Annotated in this window: 20 protein-coding genes; 11 read left to right on the forward strand and 9 right to left on the reverse strand. The window is 59.3% G+C overall.

The features are described from left to right. Nucleotides 1-8: 8 nt before the first annotated feature. Nucleotides 9-611 (reverse strand): helix-turn-helix domain-containing protein, encoded by a 603-nt coding sequence (locus tag ACOQOY_RS07395; protein WP_420584817.1) that lies wholly within the window; start codon nt 609-611, stop codon nt 9-11. A gap of 235 nt (nt 612-846) precedes the next feature. On the opposite strand from ACOQOY_RS07395, the gene lipA reads away from it, so the two are divergent. The 11 genes from lipA to ACOQOY_RS07450 all read left to right on the forward strand — a co-directional run bounded on the left by lipA (nt 847) and on the right by ACOQOY_RS07450 (nt 13,731). Continuing rightward, complete coding sequence (lipA, locus tag ACOQOY_RS07400; RefSeq protein ID WP_420584818.1) at nt 847-1,791, forward strand: lipoyl synthase; 945 nt, start codon at nt 847-849, stop codon at nt 1,789-1,791. A gap of 25 nt (nt 1,792-1,816) precedes the next feature. Then, nucleotides 1,817-3,187 carry an alanine/glycine:cation symporter family protein gene (locus ACOQOY_RS07405; protein ID WP_420584819.1) on the forward strand — a complete coding sequence of 457 codons (1,371 nt, stop codon included), beginning with the start codon at nt 1,817-1,819 and terminating at the stop codon, nt 3,185-3,187. A 78-nt stretch (nt 3,188-3,265) separates the two neighbouring features. Continuing rightward, entirely contained in the window at nt 3,266-3,688 is a 423-nt protein-coding gene (locus ACOQOY_RS07410) for a universal stress protein (RefSeq protein ID WP_420584820.1), read from the forward strand. Between the two features lie 16 nt (nt 3,689-3,704). Then, nucleotides 3,705-4,799, forward strand: a complete 1,095-nt coding sequence (gene gcvT, locus ACOQOY_RS07415) for a glycine cleavage system aminomethyltransferase GcvT (RefSeq protein WP_420584821.1) — start codon at nt 3,705-3,707, stop codon at nt 4,797-4,799. A gap of 17 nt (nt 4,800-4,816) precedes the next feature. Further along, nucleotides 4,817-5,182, forward strand: coding sequence for a glycine cleavage system protein GcvH (gene gcvH / locus ACOQOY_RS07420; protein WP_420584822.1), 366 nt, complete (start codon nt 4,817-4,819; stop codon nt 5,180-5,182). 143 nt (nt 5,183-5,325) lie between these two features. After that, nucleotides 5,326-8,181: an aminomethyl-transferring glycine dehydrogenase gene (gene gcvP / locus ACOQOY_RS07425; protein ID WP_420584823.1), complete on the forward strand. Its 2,856-nt coding sequence runs from the start codon at nt 5,326-5,328 to the stop codon at nt 8,179-8,181. A gap of 88 nt (nt 8,182-8,269) precedes the next feature. Then, nucleotides 8,270-9,265 (forward strand): helix-turn-helix domain-containing protein, encoded by a 996-nt coding sequence (locus ACOQOY_RS07430; protein WP_420584824.1) that lies wholly within the window; start codon nt 8,270-8,272, stop codon nt 9,263-9,265. A gap of 100 nt (nt 9,266-9,365) precedes the next feature. Continuing rightward, the gene (locus ACOQOY_RS07435; RefSeq protein WP_420584825.1) at nt 9,366-9,779 is read left to right on the forward strand and encodes a VOC family protein; all 414 of its coding nucleotides are present in this window, start codon (nt 9,366-9,368) and stop codon (nt 9,777-9,779) included. A 202-nt stretch (nt 9,780-9,981) separates the two neighbouring features. Continuing rightward, nucleotides 9,982-11,649, forward strand: coding sequence for a sulfatase-like hydrolase/transferase (locus ACOQOY_RS07440; RefSeq protein WP_420584826.1), 1,668 nt, complete (start codon nt 9,982-9,984; stop codon nt 11,647-11,649). A gap of 19 nt (nt 11,650-11,668) precedes the next feature. After that, nucleotides 11,669-12,913: a DUF3179 domain-containing (seleno)protein gene (locus ACOQOY_RS07445; protein ID WP_420584827.1), complete on the forward strand. Its 1,245-nt coding sequence runs from the start codon at nt 11,669-11,671 to the stop codon at nt 12,911-12,913. A gap of 68 nt (nt 12,914-12,981) precedes the next feature. Then, the gene (locus ACOQOY_RS07450; protein WP_420584828.1) at nt 12,982-13,731 is read left to right on the forward strand and encodes a porin family protein; all 750 of its coding nucleotides are present in this window, start codon (nt 12,982-12,984) and stop codon (nt 13,729-13,731) included. A 7-nt stretch (nt 13,732-13,738) separates the two neighbouring features. Here the strand turns inward: ACOQOY_RS07450 and ACOQOY_RS07455 are convergent, their stop codons facing one another. From ACOQOY_RS07455 to ACOQOY_RS07490, 8 genes are all read right to left on the reverse strand, one after another. After that, a complete protein-coding gene (locus ACOQOY_RS07455) occupies nt 13,739-14,251 on the reverse strand; it encodes a hypothetical protein (protein ID WP_420584829.1) in 513 nt (170 codons plus the stop codon). A gap of 181 nt (nt 14,252-14,432) precedes the next feature. After that, a complete protein-coding gene (locus tag ACOQOY_RS07460; protein WP_420584830.1) occupies nt 14,433-15,119 on the reverse strand; it encodes an ABC transporter ATP-binding protein in 687 nt (228 codons plus the stop codon). Beyond that, nucleotides 15,116-15,865 (reverse strand): ABC transporter ATP-binding protein, encoded by a 750-nt coding sequence (locus ACOQOY_RS07465; protein ID WP_420584831.1) that lies wholly within the window; start codon nt 15,863-15,865, stop codon nt 15,116-15,118. Before ACOQOY_RS07465 ends, ACOQOY_RS07460 begins: the two co-directional genes overlap by 4 nt. After that, nucleotides 15,858-16,844, reverse strand: a complete 987-nt coding sequence (locus ACOQOY_RS07470) for a branched-chain amino acid ABC transporter permease (RefSeq protein ID WP_420584832.1) — start codon at nt 16,842-16,844, stop codon at nt 15,858-15,860. Before ACOQOY_RS07470 ends, ACOQOY_RS07465 begins: the two co-directional genes overlap by 8 nt. Beyond that, nucleotides 16,841-17,761 (reverse strand): branched-chain amino acid ABC transporter permease, encoded by a 921-nt coding sequence (locus ACOQOY_RS07475; protein ID WP_420584833.1) that lies wholly within the window; start codon nt 17,759-17,761, stop codon nt 16,841-16,843. The genes ACOQOY_RS07470 and ACOQOY_RS07475 overlap by 4 nt, the downstream gene beginning before the upstream one ends. A 52-nt stretch (nt 17,762-17,813) precedes the next feature. After that, nucleotides 17,814-18,944 carry an ABC transporter substrate-binding protein gene (locus ACOQOY_RS07480; protein WP_420584834.1) on the reverse strand — a complete coding sequence of 377 codons (1,131 nt, stop codon included), beginning with the start codon at nt 18,942-18,944 and terminating at the stop codon, nt 17,814-17,816. Between the two features lie 203 nt (nt 18,945-19,147). Beyond that, nucleotides 19,148-19,870, reverse strand: a complete 723-nt coding sequence (locus ACOQOY_RS07485; protein ID WP_420584835.1) for an MbnP family protein — start codon at nt 19,868-19,870, stop codon at nt 19,148-19,150. Then, complete coding sequence (locus ACOQOY_RS07490) at nt 19,870-20,991, reverse strand: cytochrome-c peroxidase (RefSeq protein WP_420584836.1); 1,122 nt, start codon at nt 20,989-20,991, stop codon at nt 19,870-19,872. Before ACOQOY_RS07490 ends, ACOQOY_RS07485 begins: the two co-directional genes overlap by 1 nt. Nucleotides 20,992-20,994 lie beyond the last annotated feature (3 nt).

Raw genomic sequence — 20,994 nt, forward strand, 5'->3', positions numbered from 1 at the left:
CCCCGGGGTCACTCCAGCGACACCCAAAGAACCTGAGCGTCTTCCTCGCTGGTCGACACGCAGCCATGCCCCATGCCGCTGTCGTAATAGAGGGAGTCGCCTGCCTTCATCGGCAACGGGCGGTAATGTTCCGAAATGAAAATCAGCTCTCCGCTGAGCACATACATGAACTCTTCGCCCGAATGCCGAACCCAATGCTCAAACTCTGAAATATCGCGCGCCCGGATCGTGGCGACGTAAGGCAGCATACGTTTGCTGGTCAGCTCGGAACACAGCAATTCGTGCAGATAGGTTGCGGTTTTGCGAATTTCACCCTGCCCTTTGGGCGTAAAGTCGCGACGGCCAGAGATACCGGACTGACCCGATTGCAGGAACAGTTGTGGCGGGTTCATGTCCAGCGCCTGCGTCAAACGCCGCACAATGTCAAAACTGGGCTTGGTCTGGTTGTTCTCGATCTTGGACAAGGTGGATCGCCCGATGCCAGCGGCCCGACCGGCCTCTTCAAGCGTCCATCCCTTTTCACGTCGCGCATCGCGGATCGAGCGTCCAAGCGCCGCGCCCTCGTCTGTATCCTCAGGCGGAGTGCCGTCAGATCTTGGGTCTTCTCCCATGGAATTCTCCTGTTTCCCACCAGACTAGCCATTCCCCTTTACTCAAGCAACTTTACGAATATGAGAAAAATGTTGCTTCAGGGGATATAATTCCACTATAGGAAACATTGTTTCGAACCGGAGATTCGAAAAGGAGGGGACCATGCTCAGAAAATCGCTACCGCAGGCCGAAATGATCATGGATTCCTGCCGCGCCACCCTGGCCCGCCCTGCCCACGCCTGAGAGAGAGCCGCCATGACCATCCAGCTACGACCGCGCCACCCCGAAAAGGCCAAGAAGGCTGACAGTGTCATCCCCCGCAAACCCAAGTGGATTCGCAAGAAAAAGGGCGACAGCTCCGAGTATTATGAAACCCGTCGCCTGATGCGCGAACATAACCTGTCGACGGTTTGCGAAGAGGCCGCCTGCCCCAATATCGGCGAGTGTTGGTCTAAGCGCCACGCAACCATGATGATCATGGGTGAGGTTTGTACCCGCGGCTGTTCCTTCTGCAACGTCGCAACCGGACGCCCGGATGCGCTTGACGCCTTTGAACCGGGCCGGGTCGCAGCGGCTGTCAAGAAACTGGGCCTGCGCCACGTCGTGATCACCTCGGTTGACCGCGACGATCTGGACGACGGCGGGGCTGAGCATATTGCCCAGACCATCCGAGCCGTGCGCCACCAAAATCCCGGCACCACAATCGAGGTTTTGACCCCCGATTTTTTGGGCAAAGGTGAAGCGGCGAACGTCGTATTCGAAGCCGCACCGGACGTCTTCAATCACAATCTGGAAACCGTCCCTCACCTTTATCCAACGGTCCGTCCCGGCGCGCGCTATTATGCCTCGCTACGGTTGCTGGATGACGCAAAGCGTGCAATTCCCGGCATTTTCAGCAAATCTGGTCTCATGGTGGGACTCGGAGAGACGCTCAGCGACGTGCGACAGGTAATGGACGACCTGCGTGCCGCGCAGGTCGATTTTCTGACCATCGGTCAGTATCTGCAACCAACCCCGAAACATCACCCGATTGACCGCTTCTGGTCTCCGGAAGAGTTCGCCCAGCTGGAACAGATCGCACGTTCCAAGGGCTTTTTGCACGTGTCAGCCACGCCGTTGACCCGTTCCTCGTTCCACGCGGACGAAGACTTTGCCGCCCTCAAGCAGGCCCGCCAGCGGGCCCTCGCCACCGGGGCATAAACCTAACGCTATTGGGAGGGAAACCATGGAAGCGTTAAATTCAATCGTAGGGGCCATTAATGGCGTCGTGTGGGGGCCGCTAATGCTGGTTCTCATCCTTGGCGTCGGCTTCTTCCTGCAGGTCGGCCTGAAATTCATGCCAATCCTGCGCATTGGCAAGGGGTTCAGCCTGCTGTTCCAAGGCCGTGAAGGTCAGGGCGAAGGTCAGATCAGCCCGTTTAACGCGCTGATGACCTCGCTGTCGGCGACCATCGGTACAGGTAACATTGCCGGTGTGGCCACTGCTGTCTTCCTGGGCGGTCCGGGCGCCTTGTTCTGGATGTGGATGACCGCCCTGGTGGGCATGGCTACCAAATATGCCGAGGCCGTCTGCGCGGTGAAATACCGTGAGAAGGACGAGCTGGGCAACTATGTCGGCGGCCCGATGTACTACATCAAGAACGGTCTGGGCGCGAAATGGGCTTGGCTGGGCGTCGCATTCGCTCTGTTCGGCGCAATCGCAGCCTTCGGCATCGGCAACGGTGTACAGGCTAACGGTGTTGCTCAGGTTCTAGAGTCCAACTTCGGCGTCAACACTTCGGTTACTGGCGTTGTTCTGATGGTTCTGACCGCAGCCGTCATTCTGGGCGGCATCACCCGCATCGGTGCGGTTGCCGGTAAACTGGTTCCGTTCATGGCTATCGCCTACATCATCGCCGGTCTGCTGGTTCTGCTGATCAACATCGGCAACATCGGTCACGCACTGTCGCTGGTCTTCACCTACGCCTTCACCCCATCGGCGGCCGAAGGTGGTTTCGCGGGCGCAGCCGTCTGGGCCGCCATCCGCTTTGGTGTGGCACGCGGCGTCTTCTCGAACGAAGCTGGTCTGGGTTCCGCTCCGATTGCACACGCGGCAGCCGAAACCAAAGGTCCGGTCAACCAGGGCCTGATCGCGATGCTGGGTACGTTCATCGACACCATCATCGTCTGCTCGATCACTGGTCTGGCGATCATCTCTTCGGGTGCATGGACTTCGGGGGAATCGGGTGCGGCTTTGACCTCGCTGGCCTTCGCAAACTCTCTGCCTGGTGGTGGTCACCTGATCGCAATCGCTCTGTCGATCTTTGCCTTCACCACCATCCTTGGCTGGTCGTTCTATGGCGAGAAATGCGTTGAGTTCCTGCTGGGTGTGAAATCCCTGATGCCGTACCGCGTTCTGTGGATCATCGCGATCTACTTCGGCGCAACGGCGGATCTGGGCTTCATCTGGTTGCTGGCAGACACGCTGAACGCCATGATGGCAATTCCGAACCTGATCGCATTGGCCCTGCTGAGCCCGATCGTCTTCAAACTGACGAAAGAGTTCTTTGCCTCGAACGGTCAGTCCGAAGAACCGGGCGGCAGCCCAGCGGAATAAACTCCACTCTGATAAAACGGAGGGCCATCCCGGCCCTCCGCCTTTGAAACAGAATTCCAAATCCCGAGGAGAGACGTGATGGCCACGAAAATCCTGCTGCCTATTGATCATACCGACGACCGCTCGTGGAAAAACGCCCTGCCGCTCGCGCTGGAGCAGGCCAAGTTCTACGGCGCCGAATTGCACGCGGTTGCCGTCATCCCCGAGATCATCCAGCTGCCGAACCTGCCCGCCAACTACGGCGCTGGCGCGAAAGAGCATGTACGCAATGCGGTTCAGGCCATTCTGGATCACGGCAACGCCTCCGACGTGGCGCTGCACGTCGAAGAAGGCAGCGTCTACCGCGAAATCCTGAAGCTCGCCTACAAAGACGGCTTCGATCTGATCGTCATGGCATCGACAAAAGGCGATTTCCCGAATTATGAGATTGGCCCGAACCTGGCTCGTGTCGTGCGCAACGCGCATTGCACCGTCACGGTTGTTCGCGACCAATCCCGCTGATTGAAAGGTTAGAACGATGACCGAACCGAAGCGTACGCCGCTGTACTCGTTGCATGTTGAGTTGGGTGGCAAGATGGTTGATTTTGCGGGCTGGGAGATGCCTGTTCAGTATCCGATGGGGATTATGGGCGAGCATAAGCAGTGTCGTGAGAAGGCGGCGGTGTTTGATGTATCTCACATGGGTCAGGTGATTTTGCGCGGTGAGAATGTGGGCGAGAAGCTGGAAGCTTTGTGCCCGCAGGCCTATGCGACGCTGAAGGAAGGCAAGGCGCGGTACGGGTTCTTTACCAATGCCGACGGCGGGATCATGGATGACCTGATCGTGTCGAATGCGGGGGATCACTATTTTGTGGTGGTAAACGCGGCGCTGCGGCATCAGGACATTCCGCATATGAAAGCGAACCTCGAAGGCGTCGAAGTGACCGAGATCTTCGACCGGGCGCTGGTGGCTGTGCAAGGCCCCAAAGCCGAGGATGTGGTGGGCGCGCTGTGCCCTGCCGCGCGCGATCTGAAGTTCATGGAAACCACCGTGGCCGACATCATGGGTGTCGAATGCCGGATCTCGCGGCTGGGCTATACCGGCGAGGATGGCTATGAGATCTCGATCCCCGAGGATAAGGCGATCGAGATCACCAAGGCTTTCCTGGCGCATGAGGATTGCGAACCGGCGGGTCTGGGCGCGCGCGACAGCCTGCGGCTGGAGGCGGGGCTATGCCTCTATGGCAATGACATCGACCAGAGCACCTCGCCGATTGAAGCCAGCCTTGGCTGGGCCATTCAGAAACGCCGCAAGGAAGAAGGCGGCTTTCCGGGCGCGGATCGCGTGCAAAAGGAACTGGCCGGGGGTGCCGCGCGCAAGCTGGTGGGCATCAAGCCCGAAGGCCGCGCACCGGCGCGTCAGGGCGTGGAAGTGCAATGCCTTGAGGGCAACACCATCGGCCAGATCACCTCGGGCAGCTTTGGCCCCACAGTCGGCGGCCCGGTTGCGATGGGCTATGTGAGCAAAGGCCATGGCGAGCCGGGCGAGAAGGTGAACCTCATCATTCGGGGCAAGGCACAACCGGCGCAGATCGTGGCGCTGCCCTTTGTCAAACAGAACTACAAGCGTTGAAGTCAGGAGAGAGAGACATGGCAACCTATTATTCCGAAGAGCATGAATGGCTGACCGTCGAAGGGGACGCGGCCACTCTGGGCATCACCAAACATGCCGCCGAGCAGCTGGGTGAAGTTGTGTTCGTCGAGCAGCAGGAAGCGGGCGACGAGTTCGAGAAGGACGGCGAGATCGGCGTGATCGAATCCGTCAAAGCCGCGTCCGAGCTGTACGCCCCGGTCGATGGCGAGATCGTTGAAGTGAACGAGGCGCTGGCCGACAACCCCGGCGCGCTGAACGACGACCCCGAAGGCGAGGCCTGGATCTACAAGATCAAGATCGCGGATGCGGCGCAGCTGGACGATCTGATGGACGAAGCTGGCTACAAAGCCTTCATCGGTTAAACCAAACTCGGAGCCCTGTTTCCGGGGCTCCGCCCGTTCGGACCTGAACCTGTCCACTGGACAGGTTCCAAGACGGCCCTCACCTTCCGCCGGAGGCTGCTGCCTGCCCGGCCGGACCTGACCTATTCGACAGGAGCGCACACATGGCCTTCAAACTGACCGACTACGAAGCCTATGACTTTGCCAACCGCCGCCACATTGGCCCAAGCCCAACCGAGATGCGCGACATGCTCAAGGTGATCGGCTTCAAGACATTGGACGAACTGATCGACGCCACCGTCCCGCCTGCGATCCGGCAGAAGGAACCGCTGGACTGGGGTCCGGCGATGACGGAACGCGATGCGCTGTTCCACATGAAAGAGGTGGCGAGCAAGAACACCGTTCTGACCTCGCTGATCGGTCAGGGCTATTACGGCACCACCACGCCGGCGCCGATCCTGCGCAACATCCTGGAAAACCCGGCCTGGTACACCGCCTATACCCCCTATCAGCCCGAGATCAGCCAGGGCCGTCTTGAGGCGCTCTTGAACTTCCAGACCATGGTCAGCGACCTGACCGGTCTGGACGTGGCCAACGCCTCGCTGCTGGACGAAGCCACCGCCGCTGCCGAGGCCATGGCGATGGCCAAGCGCGGCGGGCGTTCGAAAGCCAACAACGCGGCCTTCTTTGTCGACAAGAACTGCCACCCGCAAACAATCGCGGTGATCAAAACCCGGGCTGAGCCTCTGGGCATCGACGTGCAGGTGGGCGACCCCGATGAGCTAGAAGCTGGTGCCGTCTTTGGCGCGATCTTCCAGTACCCCGGCACGCACGGTCATGTGCGCGACTTCACCAACGAGATCGCGGCACTGCACGAACACAAAGCCATTGCCATCGTCGCTGCCGACATCCTGTCGCTGGCGCTGCTGAAGTCACCGGGTGAGATGGGCGCGGATATTGCCATCGGCTCGACCCAGCGCTTTGGCGTGCCGATGGGCTATGGCGGCCCGCACGCCGCCTATATGGCGACCACCGACAAGCTGAAGCGCTCGATGCCGGGCCGGATTATCGGTGTTAGCATCGACAGCCGCGGCAACAAGGCCTACCGCCTGTCGCTGCAAACCCGTGAACAGCATATCCGCCGCGAGAAAGCCAACTCGAACGTCTGCACCGCGCAGGCGCTGCTGGCCGTCATTGCCTCGATGTATGCCGTTTACCACGGCCCTGACGGCATCAAGGCCATCGCGCAATCGGTGCACCGCAAGACCTCGCGCCTGGCCGCCGGTCTGGAAGAGGCGGGCTTTGCTGTTGAGCCGGAGGTCTTCTTCGACACCATCACGGTTGAGGTCGGCCATCTGCAGAAGACCGTCATGGAGGCTGCCGTGGCCCGGGGCGTCAACCTGCGCAAGGTCGGTGACACGAAAGTGGGCATCAGCCTGGACGAACAGACCCGGCCCGAGACCATCGAGGCCGTCTGGGGTGCCTTTGGCATCGACCGTCAGGATGACAGCGCGAACGTGGCCTATCGCTTGCCGGAACATGCGCTGCGCGAAAGCGAATACCTGACTCACCCGATCTTCCACCAGAACCGGGCCGAGGCCGAGATCACGCGCTATATGCGCCGTCTGGCTGACCGCGATCTGGCGCTGGACCGGGCGATGATCCCGCTGGGGTCCTGCACCATGAAGCTGAACGCCACGATCGAGATGATCCCGGTCACCTGGCCCGAGTTCGGCAACCTGCACCCGTTCTGCCCAGAAGATCAGGCACAGGGCTATCACGAGATGATTGCCGATCTGAACGACAAGCTGTGCCAGATCACCGGCTATGACGCGATCTCCCAGCAGCCCAACTCGGGCGCGCAGGGCGAGTATGCGGGCCTGCTGACCATCCGCAACTATCACTTCGCCCGGGGCGAAGGGCAGCGCAATGTCTGCCTGATCCCGACCTCGGCGCACGGCACCAACCCGGCCTCGGCCCAGATGGTGGGCTGGCAGGTTGTGCCGGTGCAGGCGGATGAGAACGGCAATATCGACGTCGCCGACTTCCGCGCCAAGGCCGAGAAGCACTCGGACAACCTTGCCGCCTGCATGATCACCTACCCGTCCACCCATGGCGTGTTCGAGACCACCGTGCAGGAAGTCTGCCAGATCACTCATGATCACGGCGGTCAGGTCTATATCGACGGGGCCAACATGAACGCCATGGTCGGTCTGGCCCGTCCCGGCGACGTGGGCGGCGATGTCAGCCACCTGAACCTGCACAAGACCTTCTGCATCCCGCATGGCGGCGGCGGCCCCGGCATGGGTCCGATCGGCGTCAAGGCACACCTGACCGAGCATCTGCCCGGCCACCCGGAATACGGCACCGCCGTGGGTCCGGTCTCGGCAGCGCCGTTTGGGTCTCCGTCCATTCTGCCGGTCTCGTGGGCCTATGTGCTGCTGATGGGCGGCGCGGGTCTGACGCAAGCGACCAAGGTGGCGATCCTGAACGCCAACTACATTGCCGCGCGGCTCAAGGATGCCTATCCGATCCTCTACACGTCCGAGACCGGTCGTGTGGCGCATGAATGCATCCTCGACACAAGACCGCTGGATGCCGAGGCGCATGTCACCGTCGACGACGTAGCCAAGCGCCTGATCGACAGCGGCTTCCACGCGCCCACCATGTCCTGGCCGGTGGCCGGCACGCTGATGGTGGAACCCACCGAGTCCGAACCCAAGGCAGAGCTGGACCGCTTCTGCGACGCCATGCTCTCGATCCGCTCGGAAGCGCAGGACATCATCGACGGAAAGATCGACGCGGAAAACAACCCGCTGAAAAACGCCCCCCACACGGTGCGCGATCTGGTCGGCGACTGGGACCGCCCCTACACCCGTGAACAGGCCTGCTTCCCCCCGGGCTCCATGGGCGTCGATAAATACTGGTCCCCCGTCAACCGCGTCGACAACGTCTACGGCGACAGAAACCTCGTCTGCACATGCCCTCCAATGTCAGAATACGCAGACGCAGCTGAGTAAAACACAAACAACCCCCGCCACAAAAAAGCGGGGGTTTTTCCGGCGATGTCGAAGCTGGGCCAGCCCACTCAGACCAAGGAGAGGAGTAATGAAACACTGTGTTATTGGCGGCAGCCACGCGCAACCGGCCGACACGGTTTCGGACCGACAGCGACACATAGAGGTGTTTCTGAACGACGCCGAAGCGCAAGCCTCGACCGAGATGCTGCGCGAGTTCTTTCACGCTCTGAATGACATCGTTGAAAACCACACCTACACCGTGAATTTTCGCCACCTGTCAGAAGCCGCCGTTGGTGACCCGGCCTATTGGGCGGGTCGTACAGCGATTTTCTGGGGTGGTCTTCACAAGACCTGGCAATGCAGGGAACAGGAAAGAACCCGGGTGTCGCAGGTTTTGACCCTGGCGCCTCGCACGATTTTGGTCGGCAGCGCCGTTCTGCTGCTGGCACAAACCGGGCGGACTGACCAACCTGTCGCCGCCATTCATCCAAATTTCCTGGCTGCGGGAAAGGAAACCGGGCTGTCCGATAGCCCCAGTTATGTGCATCAATCCCCAAACGGACGCGTACACAGCGCGGCAACCAAACTGGCCGCCCTGCGCCTTATGACGGAATTTGTCGCTCTGGACCACGGAGAACATCTGGCTGAGACCCTCAGCAGCTATATCGGCCTGACCGAGCCGAAACGGCGCTGCCCCAGCCAACTTGCCAACCGACTTATTCAGCGCTCAGGCGCGGACCCAATGGTGCGGCAGGTCATAGAGCACATGCTACAAAACGTGGAAGAGCCGCTGAAGATCTCGGATCTGTCGCAAACCCTTGGCGCGTCGACCCGCCAGTTGCAAAGACGGTTTTTGAACAAGACAGGCGTCAGGCTGTTGACCACATACCGCGAGCTGCGGTTGGAGCGTGCGTATAGTCTGTTGCGATACACCGACATGCCACAGCTGGAGATTTCGGCTGCGACCGGATTTTCATCTTCGGCAGCGTTGGGCCGTGCATTTCGGATGCAATATGGCACCTCGACCGACACCGTCCGCAGCCATCGCTTTGCTGGTACGCTGTCTGGTGAACGCGCGACGTAACAAGCGGCGTGCGGACCCGCAAGAATTCAGCACGGGGCTTGCCTGCCCTCGGGACTTGAGATTTCCTGACCCCGTGTATCAACTAAAAGGCCGGGCCTTCATGAAGCTTGAATTCCACCACATCAATTTTGTCACCGAAGACGTAGAGCGGCTGCATAATTTCTACACGCAGGTGCTGGGTCTGGACGATATCCCGATCGAGAATTTCCCCCGCCCGGATGAAACCGACGATCAGGGGTACAGCGGCCAGATCCGGTTCGCGACCGATGGGGCCATGCAGATGCATCTGGCTGAACGAAATCTGGATGTCGCGTTCAAACATGGTGAGGCCATAAACCCGGTCGAACGCGGCCATATCGCCTTTCGTACTGACGACATCGAAGCCTTCAAAACGCTGCTGGAAAACAACGGTATCCCCTATTCCGACTACGGCACAGCTTTTGCGAAGGAATGGCACCAACTGTTCTTTCACGACCCCGAGGGCAATATCATCGAGGTTCATCAGGCCGTCTGATACCCGCTTGGCACAATGACGCAGGCGGCGGAACGTAGGATAAGTCGACCGCGCCCGCGAGGTCTGCGTCGACCCCTGATCTATAGACCAAACTACGCATCATTACAGTGCCATAGAAAACTCGAACCAAATATCGTAATGTATCAATGTGAAAGCGTGCGGCGCACCTGCTTGTCGTACGTCACAGTACATGGGGGATGGGATGGATTTGAGACGATGGATTGCACTGATCGCTGGTCTGGTGGTCACACCTGCGCAAGCGCAGGAAAGCCCTATTCAGCATGACGCGGAATTCTACATCCTACAGGCCCAGCATGCCGAACAATGGGCGCAGGATGACGACGCTGTTGACGAGGCCCTGACTGCTTTTCGGGACGGCAACGGCGGCAAACCTCCGAACATCGTCAGCGTCCTGATCGACGATATGGGTTTTGGCGACATGGGCATTCCTGAGTTGAATGCCGTACGGGGCTACGAAACACCAAACATCAACGACTTCTCGGATCAAGCTTTGCGAATGGTGCGGATGTACACCGAACCTTCCTGCACCCCGACCCGAGTGGCACAGATGACAGGACGTTTGCCGGTGCGCATGGGCATGGGCGACACGACCGTGGACATTGCCGGTTTTGGCTTGCCGGGGGCCGAGGTCACTCTGGCCGAGGTGCTGAAACAAGCGGGCTATGCCACCAGCCATGTGGGCAAATGGCATATGGGTGATATTGCCGAAAGCTGGGCGATGAATCAGGGCTTTGATTACGCCCAACATGCTATTCACCAGCAGGGTCAGCTGACCATCTTCAACGACGACGCGATCAAGGAACAGGTCTCAGTCGCGATCCGGGACTTCGACGACAAATACACGCTGGACGGCTGGTTCCGGCCCGATGCCGCCGCGATGATGACTGTGATCGAAGGTGAAACCGGCGGCCCGATCCGCGAAATCCGTATGGCAGAAGGTGAACGCTGGAACGCCGCCAAATATGACGAGATGAACCAGGCGTTTCAGGACAAGACAATGGAAGAACTGGATCGCCTCGCAGGCGGGGAAGAGCCGTTTTTCCTGCAATACTGGCCCATGATCCCGTTGGACAATACCCGCGCCGGACGGTCAGGACCGGAAAGCGTGAATGGCGGCCTTTATGTGGACAAAATGCAGCTGCTCGACGAGTGGCTCGGCGATCTGTTTGCCCGGATGGATGAGCTTGGACTGTCCAAGAACACCATTGTCGTCGTCATGGGTGACAATGGCCACTTCACTAAATACGCCCCGCAATCGGGCTTCACTCCGCTGATCTACAAAGGTGGCAAAGGCGACACGACCGAAGGCGGCGTCCGCGTTGATGCCTTCATCCGCTGGCCCGGCATGATCGAGGCCGATGGGCTGCTGAACAGTATCATCCACGTTTCGGACCTTTATACGACACTGTCCCGCTTTGCCGGGGCCGATCAGTACATCCCGCGGGATCGTCTGGTGGATGGGGTGGATCAATCCGCAGCCCTGTTGTTTGCCGATGAATCCAAAGCGCGCCGTGACCACGTCATCATTTATTCGGTCGCAAAACCCGAGGCCATTGTCAAAGACCAGCTCAAGCTAAAGCTGCCGGGACCCGGAGAAAGCGCAATTTTGGCAAAATTCTTCGATCTCTACCGCGACACCCGTGAAGAATACTCGGTATCAACCGAGGTCGGAGCCTGGGGCGGGCAGGAGTTCGCGCGGGTTCTGGGCCGACATATGGCACGAAAAGAGAAGTTCCCCGACACGCCCCCGGCCTATGGTGTGCCGTATGAGGGGATCGAGAACATCCGCCCGGAAACGCAACAGGCCGTCGACGCGTTCATGATCAAACGCGCTTCGCCGCAGCAATAACGCCGATCGGGAGATTTTGATGGCTGGACTCATCCTCTTTGCACTTGGCCTGATCGTCTCGCTCGGGATCGGCTTTGTCTATTTCCGCGATCTGGGTGACGTGTCGCAAATGCTTCTGAAGGTAAAGCGCGAGAATATGGTGCGCTTTATTCGGCATGAATACCGGCTGATCGGCGTGGGACTGGGCGGGTTTGTCGTTGCCACATTGGCGCATTTCATTCTGGGTGGCGGCCCATTTTGGCTGTGGATCATCTCGGCGCTGTTGGTACTGCTGCTGTACGGCTTTCCTTATGTCTGGGTGCATCTGGGCCTGCGCAATCAGTTGAACAACGCGGCCTTCTTTCCCATTAGCGAAGCGCAGAAATATGTCGGCCCAACCGCACCTGTCATCGTGATCGAACATAACGGCCATGCCCGGGCGCATCCGGATGCGCAGATCATGCGGCCTCATCTGGCGGGCGACGCGGACGGGCTGGGCGGCGAGGACGTGGTGATGACCTACTGCGCCATGGCCAATCTGGGTCAGGGCTACTCCCCCCGGATTGAGGGCAAAAGGCTGGACCTTGAGGTGCTGGCGCAGCACGGCAACAACCTGATCCTGCGCGACAACGAAACCGGCGAACCGATCCAGCATATCTACGGTTTCCGCGAAGCCGACCGCGACCCGAACGCGGACGGCCCCGCCTGCCCCATTCGTCCCGAAGCTCAGATGACCCCTTGGCCAACGTATCGGATGACGTTCCGGGGGTTTCAAAAAGCCTTTCCCGAGGGCGAGGTTTACCTGAACAAACCCTCGCCCAACCTTGTGTTGCGCTTGTTGGACATGGTGACAGAGATCACTTTCGGCTGGGGTATCGGCCGGCAGCATCAGGAAGATGCGCCTGTGATGGATAACATGGACCGCTCGGACGACCGGCTGCCGAACAAGACCTATGTCTGGGGGATCACAATCGGCAAGGACGCCGCCTGCTGGACCGATGATTTCGTCGTCGAGAACAACTGGATTATCAACGCCACTGTCGGCGGGCGAGACGTTGTTGTCAGCCTGGACCCGAAATACGAAAGCCTTGGCGTCTGGTATAATGACAGCGGTAAACCTGTGACCCGTTGCGATTTCTGGGGCATGTCGGATCAGGGCAGATTGCAACGCGTTGAGACCCTGCGCGCCGGGGTCTTTTGGCATGTCTGGTCGGAATTCTTCCCTGAAACCGACATCAACCGTGTGGGGCACACGACGACCAAGAAAGGGGAAGAGGCAGCTTGAGCAGGCTGCCCGAACGGAGATCAACCGCTAAATCATTGAATTTTCATTTGATTAACGAGGGGGAGATTATGATTTCGAAATGCAAACTGACAGGTTGCGCGGCTGGTCTGGCGCTGCTGGCCATTGCAACAACGGCGTCGGCTCAGCAATCCGGCTGGAAGTACGAGGCGACCTTTTATCTGTTCATGCCCGAGACGGAGACCAGCATTGAGACGCCTCGCGGCACGGTGGAAGGGACGCTCAGCTTTTCGGATGCGCTTGAAAATCTGGATTTTGCTTTCATGGGGGCCTTTGCGGCCACGAACGGCCAGTGGAGCGTTCTGTTCGACTACAATTACACCAACCTTTCCTTTGGAAACACGCTGGGCGGCCCTGCTGGCGGCAGCCTTGAGACCTCCGTCAAGACGCAGTTCGCCACGGCCATGCTGGGGTATCGGGTTCGGCAAAATCCATCGGCGGTCGTGGATCTGGCGGCTGGTTTGCGGTGGTACAGCACGGATACCGGCTTTACACTGACACCGGGCATGGCCCCGGTTCAAAACTTCGGCGCGGATGAAAGCTGGGTTGATCCAGTGGTCGGTCTGCGCGCGCGCTTCGATCTGTCCAGCAGATGGAGCAGCACGGCCTATTTGGATTACGGAGGATTCCGAAGCGGCAGCCAGACCTGGCAGGTGTTGGTCACAGCCGACTATGCCCTGAATGATCGGTGGCTGCTGCGCGGCGGATATCGCTATATCTCATTCGACCACGACATAAACGGCAGCGAATACGAGTTCTCGCAATCCGGGCCTATGATCGGAGCCACATATCGTTTCTGAAACTGCCTCAGGCCTCGTGCGCCCGCCCGGACACTTGGCTAAGGACTTTCACCGGCTGCGCATGAAACCCGGCGGCTTCGCCATGCCCGCCCTGATACACGGCCAAACTGTCGCGGACCCATGTCCGCCATTCTGACACAGGCGTTTTCTGCGCGGCCATGGACACCAGATTCCCGAGGTTCACAAGCAGGATCGCGCCACCAACTACAACCGTTGCACTTATGAACGGAGCGGCGGCTACCTCATGGCTCTGCGTCGTCACCACCCACAATGCGAACGCCAGCCGTGTAACGGCCACCGCATCTGTGATCTTCCGCAATCCCGGCAGGAAATAGGTTGTCGCTGCCGCGGCCACCACAACAGCGACCATGTAAATTAGGCCCGTGATCACAGGCACTGGCAGTCCCATCTGTGTTGCGTTGATATGAGAATACAGGACCACACCCGCAGAAAAGGACAAGAAGCCAATCGCGTACAGCCTGCGTCTTTCAAGATAAACATGTCGCAGGATGGACTGCACGGCTCATATCCTTTTGGGCTTCCTTGGGATATGTGTGAAAGGTGAATTTGTGGTTGATCTGGCGGAATAACGGCAGAAGTTGGGCTTTGTTGCTGGGCTGTAACCAGTACGGTGGCAGTATCGCTCAAAATTGCGCTTGCCCCGCGTGACACACGGTCAGCCGAAGTGGCTTAAAATAGGCTCACACGCCCACGTATTTCTCTGATATCTCTGGCGTCAGGTCAGCCATTGACCCGGACCAGACCGTCCGTCCACGCTCCAGAATAACGGCCTTGTCCGAGACGGTCGCCAATTCCTTTAACGATTTGTCGATCAGCAGGATGGCCACACTGGTTTCTTGCCGCAGGCGATGCAACGCGGCCCAGATCTCTTGCCGCACAATCGGCGCCAACCCTTCGGTCGCCTCATCCAGAACCAAAAGACGCGGGTTGGTCATCAAGGCTCGACCGATTGCAAGCATATGCTGCTCGCCCCCCGACAGCGACGCCGCTGCTTGCCCCTGCCGCTCTGCCAGTCGCGGGAACAGCTGAGTTACGCGCGACAACGTCCAGTAACCGGGGCGCGCGGCGGCAATCAGATTCTCGCGCACGCTGAGGTCGGCAAAACAGCGCCGCCCTTCAGGCACCAACCCCACCCCCAACCGGGCAACTTTATGACTGGGCAACGCATGGAGATCCTGCCCGTTCAGAGTCAGTGTACCTTGTGATTGGATCATCCGGCATAAGGCTTTGACGGTGGTTGTCTTGCCCATCCCGTTGCGCCCCATAAGCGCCGTTACTTCGCCTTCGGCCACATCAAGATCAACGCCATACAGGGCCTGACTTACGCCATAGCTGGCGGTCAGGTTCTCGACCCGCAGCAAGGTCATGCCTCATCCCCCAGATAAGCGTCACGAACCTTGCGGTCAGAGCGGATTTCATCGGCCGTACCCGTGGCAATGACCTTACCATAGACCAGAACGCTGATCCGGTCGGCCAGTGCAAAGACTGCGTCCATGTCATGCTCTACCAAGAGGATCGGTGCCTCTTGCCGCAACCCGTCCAGAAAGCCGGTCAGCCGCTTTGACCCCTCGGCCCCAAGCCCGGCCATCGGTTCATCCATGACAAAGGCCTTGGGCGACAAGGTCAGCGCCACGGCCACCTCTAATTGCCGCCGCTGACCGTGGCTGAGATTGGCGCAGCGCGTGTCGCGCTCTGCGCTTAACCCGACCCTCTCCAGCGCGGCTTCTGCTCTTTCGCACAGATTGGACAGTTTCAATGCAGGCCGCCAGAACCGCCAGGCCATACGCTCCGCCCCCATCGCGCCCAGCACGACGTTTTCCAGAACACTATCCTCCATGCAAAGCTGCGAAATCTGAAACGTGCGCCCCAAACCCGCCTGCGCCCGCGCCTGGGTGCTAAGGCCCGAAACGTCCTGATCTTTCAGAAAAACCTGCCCTGAATCTGGCTCCAAACCACCGCAAATCTGCTGTAAGAGCGTCGACTTGCCCGCACCGTTCGGGCCGATGATGGCATGGATTTCTCCGGGCCTCAGGTCGATCGAAACATCGTCGGTGGCCTTCAGAGCCCCGAAGCTCTTGTTCAGATTTCTTGTGGCGAGGACGGGATCAGACATGCGCGCCCTCTTTCCCGGTCAGCAGGCCGATCAGGCCACCACGTCCGAACAACACGATGCACAGCAGGACAACGCCGAGATAGACATGCCAGAAATCGGTGAGTTCGCCGAGGAAGTGCTCCAGCGCGACAAACACGCAAGCCCCGATCACCGGTCCCATCAAGCGTCCCACCCCGCCGATGATGATCAGCACGATCAACTCGCCCGACAGTTGCCAGCTGAACATAGTCGGCGAGACAAAGCGATTCAGGTCAGCGAACAGCGCCCCGGCCAATCCGGTGATCGCGCCCGAGATCACGAAAGCCAGCAGCTTCAGCCGCATCGGGTTCAGGCCCACGGTTTCAACCCGCGTGGCCGATTGCCGCGCAGCGTTCAGCGCCAGCCCAAAGGGTGAGGTCTGAAGGCGTGCGAACAGGAACAGAACCACGCAGAGCAGCGTGAAACATATGGCGTAGAACTGGATTGGAACCAGCGTGTTCAGGCTCGGGAAATCGTTGCGGACATAGATCGACAGCCCGTCCTCGCCCCCATATTGCGCCCATGAGATCGCAAAGTAGAAAAACATCTGCCCAAAGGCGAGCGTGATCATGATGAAGTACACGCCCGAGGTTCTTAGCGACAGCAACCCTATGAAGAAAGCGACCAGCGCCGACAGGATCATCGCCACCAACCAGATCACCGGCATGGACTTGGTGCCGTCGGTGCTGAACAGCCCAAGGTCCAGTGCTGTGTAGGTCTGCGCGTGATAGGCAAGGATGCCCATCGCATAGCCTCCGATCCCGAAGAACGCGGCGTGACCAAAACTGACCATGCCGCCGATGCCGAGGATGATGTTCAACCCCACCGCCGCCAGCGCAAGGATCACCGCCCTCGTCACCAGCGTGATCGTAAATGGCTGATCTGCAATCACGGCCCAAAGCGGCAGCGCCAGCAGACCGGCGATTACCAGCAGGTTGAGGTATCTTTCGTTCAACCTCATGCGCGGGCTCCGAACAGGCCGGTCGGTCTCCAGACCAGAACCAGCCCCATCAGCACATAGATACCCATCGAAGCCAGCGCCGAGCCGGTCTTTTGCGCCGCGCCATTGTCCATGAACAGCTTGAGCATCTCGGGCAGGAACACCCCCCCCAGAGTGTCGGTCAGCCCGACCAGCAACGCGCCGATGAAAGCCCCTCGCACCGAGCCAATACCGCCGATGACGATAACCACGAAGGCGAGGATCAAGACCGGCTCACCCATACCGACCTGAACAGACTGGATCGCGCCGACCAACGCTCCTGCTAGCCCGGCCAAAGCCGCGCCCAGCGCAAATACCAGCGTGTAGAGCTTCGAGATATCGACGCCCAACGCCGCGATCATCTCGCGGTCATTTTCTCCGGCGCGAATTTGAATACCCAAGCGGGTCCGCTCGATCAGTACCCAAAGTCCCACGGCCACGGCCAACCCGATGCCGATCAGGGTCAGGCGATAGAGCGGGTATTCGATCCCGCCCGGCAAAGTGACCGGCCCCGACAGCCCATCCGGGATGTCCAGAAACAAAGGAAATGATCCAAAGACCCAGCGTGTGCCTTCCGAAAAAATCAGGATCAGCGCGAAGGTGGCCAGCACCTGATCCAGATGCGGCGCGTTATACAGCCTTCGGATCACAACCATCTCGACAATCGCCCCGGCCAGAGCAGCAGCGGCCAACGCAGCGACCAGCGCCAATAGGAACGACCCCGTCGCCCCGGCCACAGCCGCCGCCGCAAAAGCGCCAACCATATACAGCGAGCCGTGCGCCAGATTGATCAGCCCCATCACGCCGAAAATCAGCGTCAGGCCAGCCGCCATCAAAAACAGCATGACGCCGAATTGCAGCCCGTTAAGGATCTGCTCGATAATCAGGATCGAGGACATGGAGACTCCGGTGGTCTGCCCGCCCCATCATCTGGGGCAGGCAGTAGGTCAGTTACATCTTGCACTCGGCCGCGTAGGCGTCGGAGTGGTTCTCCAGCGCAACGCCGAGGATCTTGTTGGTGAACACGTCACCTTCCTTGATCACCTCGCGCGCATAGATGGTCTGAACCGGGTGGTGGTTCGGTCCAAAGCTGAACTCGCCACGTGTGCTGTCAAACTCGGCTGCCCGAAGGGCTTCACGGAAAGCATCCGCATCGGACGGATCGGCCTTTTCCAACGCGGACAGCAGCAGGTTGGCCGTATCGAACCCCTGGCTCGCATACAGTGAGGGTAAACGCCCGTATTCCGCCTGAAAACTCTCGACAAACGCCGCGTTGGTAGGGTTTTCTATATCCTTATTCCACTGCGAGGTGTTCACCACGCCCAGCGCCGCGTCGCCGACTGCTTGCAGGATACCCTGATCAAAGCTGAAGGCCGGGCCGACAACAGGTTTGTCGATACCGCTGTCGGCATATTGCTTGAGGAAGGAAATCCCCATGCCGCCGGGCAGGAAAAAGAACACGCTGTCCGCATCGCTGGCCCGGATTTGGGCGATCTCGGCGGCGTAATCGGTCTGGCCAAGCTCGGTGTAGATCTCACCGGCCAGATCGCCCTCAAAGAACCGCTTATAGCCGGTCAGCGCATCAACTCCAGCTGGGTAGTTCGGAGCCATGATAAAGCTGTTCTTGTAGCCCGCGCCGTTTGCATAGGCTCCGGCGGCCTCGTGAAGGTTGTCGTTCTGCCAGGCGACGTTGAAATAGTTTTGATGACACCCTTTCCCGGCCAAGGGCGACGGCCCAGCGTTGGGAGACAGGTAAAACACATTCTGGTTCACCGCCGCAGGGACAACCGCCATGGCGAGGTTTGACCAGATGATGCCGGTCATCACATCAACCCGTTCGGACTGAATCATCTTGTCCGACAATTGCACGGCTATGTCGGGCTTGCGCTGGTCGTCTTCGATCACGACCTCGATGTCATCGCGCCCCGATTGCGCAATCGCCAGCATGAAACCGTCGCGCACGTCGATGCCCAACCCAGCGCCACCCCCCGAGAGCGTGGTGATCATCCCGACCTTCACCTCTGCCAGCGCCCCGGTAGCACACAGCGCAGACACCGCGGCAGCCGCTAGAAACTTTTTCATCTTCATCTCCCTTCGTTGGTCCTTTGAACGCAACTTACATCTGTTTTCCCCATGGTCAGCTTATGCCCCTGACCGGGCGTTCTTTTTTATTGCTTCGCTGACCGGACAAACAAACACCGATCATCCCCCGCCGTCGAGAGGGATTTCGGAATTTTTCCCGAACCTGCGTGGGTTGGAACATCGCGACGCCGGGCTTTGCGCCATTAAAAACCCAGCGTAATCATGGTTGCGTAATTCCGGGCCAACATCTCAGCGTCGGGGCGGTTGAATTTGACCGACGGTAGAGATTGCATGTCGATCCGGGCTGAACTGTCGAACAGCTTCGCCAGATCCACGTTCAGATGCACCTCACCGGCTCCGTCCTCCAGAACTTCGGGCGCCAGTGAAAATGCAATCTCCTGCGCGTTTTCGTCGAACCCGACGTGGTACACCAGCGGCGAGACCTCATCCCCAACCCGCAGCGCGCCTTCAAAGACGACGAATTTGTACCCGACCTCCCAATTCCACGCCATCTGGCTATTAGGGTCCAGATCGCCGCGCGCCTCGATTGAGCTGTTCGCTGCCGGATCGACCCCGATCAGGAACCGAATACTTTCGACCGAGGGCATCGGTACCTCTGGCAAAGTGATCGAATGCGTTTTCTCGGGGTTGTCGAACCGGATCAGGTGGTAGCTGTCGGGCTCAGCGTACGTTTCGCCTTGGTGCTCGAATGACAAGTTACTGAGATAAAACCTGAAATCCCGGACACGGAACTGACCCTCTCCGCCCGGGTTGTCATAGACGAACTGATCATGGATCAGAGGGTCCTCGCCCATCTTGGCGTGAAACCTCAGTGTGATCGGCGTCGTTTTCTTTGGCTGCGGAACCAGAAATATCCACGCGACGATCAGCAATGCAGCAGCCAAAATCGTAAGTATTAATCGCATCAGGAACCTCCATCAAACGGGCTCGAGAATTTGGGATCGGACAGGAAAGCCTCATCCGTCAGCGTGTGCAAGAACGCGATGATGGCCTGCATTTCGTCGGGTGTCATGCGCAGTCCGACCGTTTCCTGCCCTGCCTCGGGGGCGTTGTCGGCCTCAAGGATCAGCGGGCTGAGCGTATCGCTGACCACGATACCGTCATTGTAGTGGCCCATCACGTCTTCGAGCGTCTCGAACCGACCATCGTGCATATACGGCGCGGTAACGGCGATATTGCGCAGGGAAGGCACCTTGAAGAATCCTTTGTGTGCAGGATTTCCGGTCACGGCCATCAACCCGTCCGGCAACGCGCCATCCGGGTCCAGACCGTTGTTTGAGAACCCGTCCAGCGCGTCGCGAAAACCTGACGTCAGAAACTGGCTGTGACAGTCGATACAGTTCCCGCCGCGCAACGAAATCTTGGTATCCGGGTGCGCCATGAACAGCTTGCGCCCGTGCTCTTCTTGCGCGGTCAGCCGAACTTCTCCGCGCAGATATTGGTCGTATTTCGAGTTCGACGAGATCAGCATCCGCATGAAGGTCGCCAGAGCCTTGGCCGTGTTTTCCGGGCTGACCGCTCCATAGGCGTGACGGAACATTCGGCGATAAGGGCGCGAGGCGCGAAGCTCGTCCATCAGGGCGTCGATGTCCTGCCCCATCTCGTCCGGGTGCTGGATCGGCATTAAAGCCTGTTCTTCTAATGAGGTCGCCCGGCCATCCCAAAAGAACCTCTCTTGTCCCCATAACAGATTGGCAAGGCTCATCGAGCTGAACTCCAGCTCTCCGCCGGACAGCGTCGGGGATCGCGCGCGACCATCGGTGAAAGCCAGCGCTTGTACGTGGCAAGTGGCGCAGGACACCTCGTTATTTCCCGACAGAATAGGATCGTAGAACAAATGGCGGCCTAACTGAAAAGCTTCCTCGGTCAGCGGATTGTCGGGCGGTACGGAAAAGCGGCCGAACACAAACGGGGCCGAAAAATCGGCAATCGGGGGCGCAACAGGCGCGCGCAGCCGGTCCCAGACAAACCATGCCGCCACCGCGAGGATCGCGGCGGCGGTCAGGGTCAGAAGCACCCGATGCATAAC

Origin of the sequence: Ruegeria sp. (genome assembly GCF_965221235.1) — a bacterium.
Taxonomy (GTDB): domain Bacteria; phylum Pseudomonadota; class Alphaproteobacteria; order Rhodobacterales; family Rhodobacteraceae; genus Ruegeria.

Coding starts and splice junctions, on each gene's coding strand:
- ACOQOY_RS07395 (WP_420584817.1), bottom strand. CDS start 611: ATGGGAGAAGACCCAAGATCTGACGGCACTCCGCCTGAGGATACAGAC.
- lipA (WP_420584818.1), top strand. CDS start 847: ATGACCATCCAGCTACGACCGCGCCACCCCGAAAAGGCCAAGAAGGCT.
- ACOQOY_RS07405 (WP_420584819.1), top strand. CDS start 1,817: ATGGAAGCGTTAAATTCAATCGTAGGGGCCATTAATGGCGTCGTGTGG.
- ACOQOY_RS07410 (WP_420584820.1), top strand. CDS start 3,266: ATGGCCACGAAAATCCTGCTGCCTATTGATCATACCGACGACCGCTCG.
- gcvT (WP_420584821.1), top strand. CDS start 3,705: ATGACCGAACCGAAGCGTACGCCGCTGTACTCGTTGCATGTTGAGTTG.
- gcvH (WP_420584822.1), top strand. CDS start 4,817: ATGGCAACCTATTATTCCGAAGAGCATGAATGGCTGACCGTCGAAGGG.
- gcvP (WP_420584823.1), top strand. CDS start 5,326: ATGGCCTTCAAACTGACCGACTACGAAGCCTATGACTTTGCCAACCGC.
- ACOQOY_RS07430 (WP_420584824.1), top strand. CDS start 8,270: ATGAAACACTGTGTTATTGGCGGCAGCCACGCGCAACCGGCCGACACG.
- ACOQOY_RS07435 (WP_420584825.1), top strand. CDS start 9,366: ATGAAGCTTGAATTCCACCACATCAATTTTGTCACCGAAGACGTAGAG.
- ACOQOY_RS07440 (WP_420584826.1), top strand. CDS start 9,982: ATGGATTTGAGACGATGGATTGCACTGATCGCTGGTCTGGTGGTCACA.
- ACOQOY_RS07445 (WP_420584827.1), top strand. CDS start 11,669: ATGGCTGGACTCATCCTCTTTGCACTTGGCCTGATCGTCTCGCTCGGG.
- ACOQOY_RS07450 (WP_420584828.1), top strand. CDS start 12,982: ATGATTTCGAAATGCAAACTGACAGGTTGCGCGGCTGGTCTGGCGCTG.
- ACOQOY_RS07460 (WP_420584830.1), bottom strand. CDS start 15,119: ATGACCTTGCTGCGGGTCGAGAACCTGACCGCCAGCTATGGCGTAAGT.
- ACOQOY_RS07465 (WP_420584831.1), bottom strand. CDS start 15,865: ATGTCTGATCCCGTCCTCGCCACAAGAAATCTGAACAAGAGCTTCGGG.
- ACOQOY_RS07470 (WP_420584832.1), bottom strand. CDS start 16,844: ATGAGGTTGAACGAAAGATACCTCAACCTGCTGGTAATCGCCGGTCTG.
- ACOQOY_RS07475 (WP_420584833.1), bottom strand. CDS start 17,761: ATGTCCTCGATCCTGATTATCGAGCAGATCCTTAACGGGCTGCAATTC.
- ACOQOY_RS07480 (WP_420584834.1), bottom strand. CDS start 18,944: ATGAAAAAGTTTCTAGCGGCTGCCGCGGTGTCTGCGCTGTGTGCTACC.
- ACOQOY_RS07485 (WP_420584835.1), bottom strand. CDS start 19,870: ATGCGATTAATACTTACGATTTTGGCTGCTGCATTGCTGATCGTCGCG.
- ACOQOY_RS07490 (WP_420584836.1), bottom strand. CDS start 20,991: ATGCATCGGGTGCTTCTGACCCTGACCGCCGCCGCGATCCTCGCGGTG.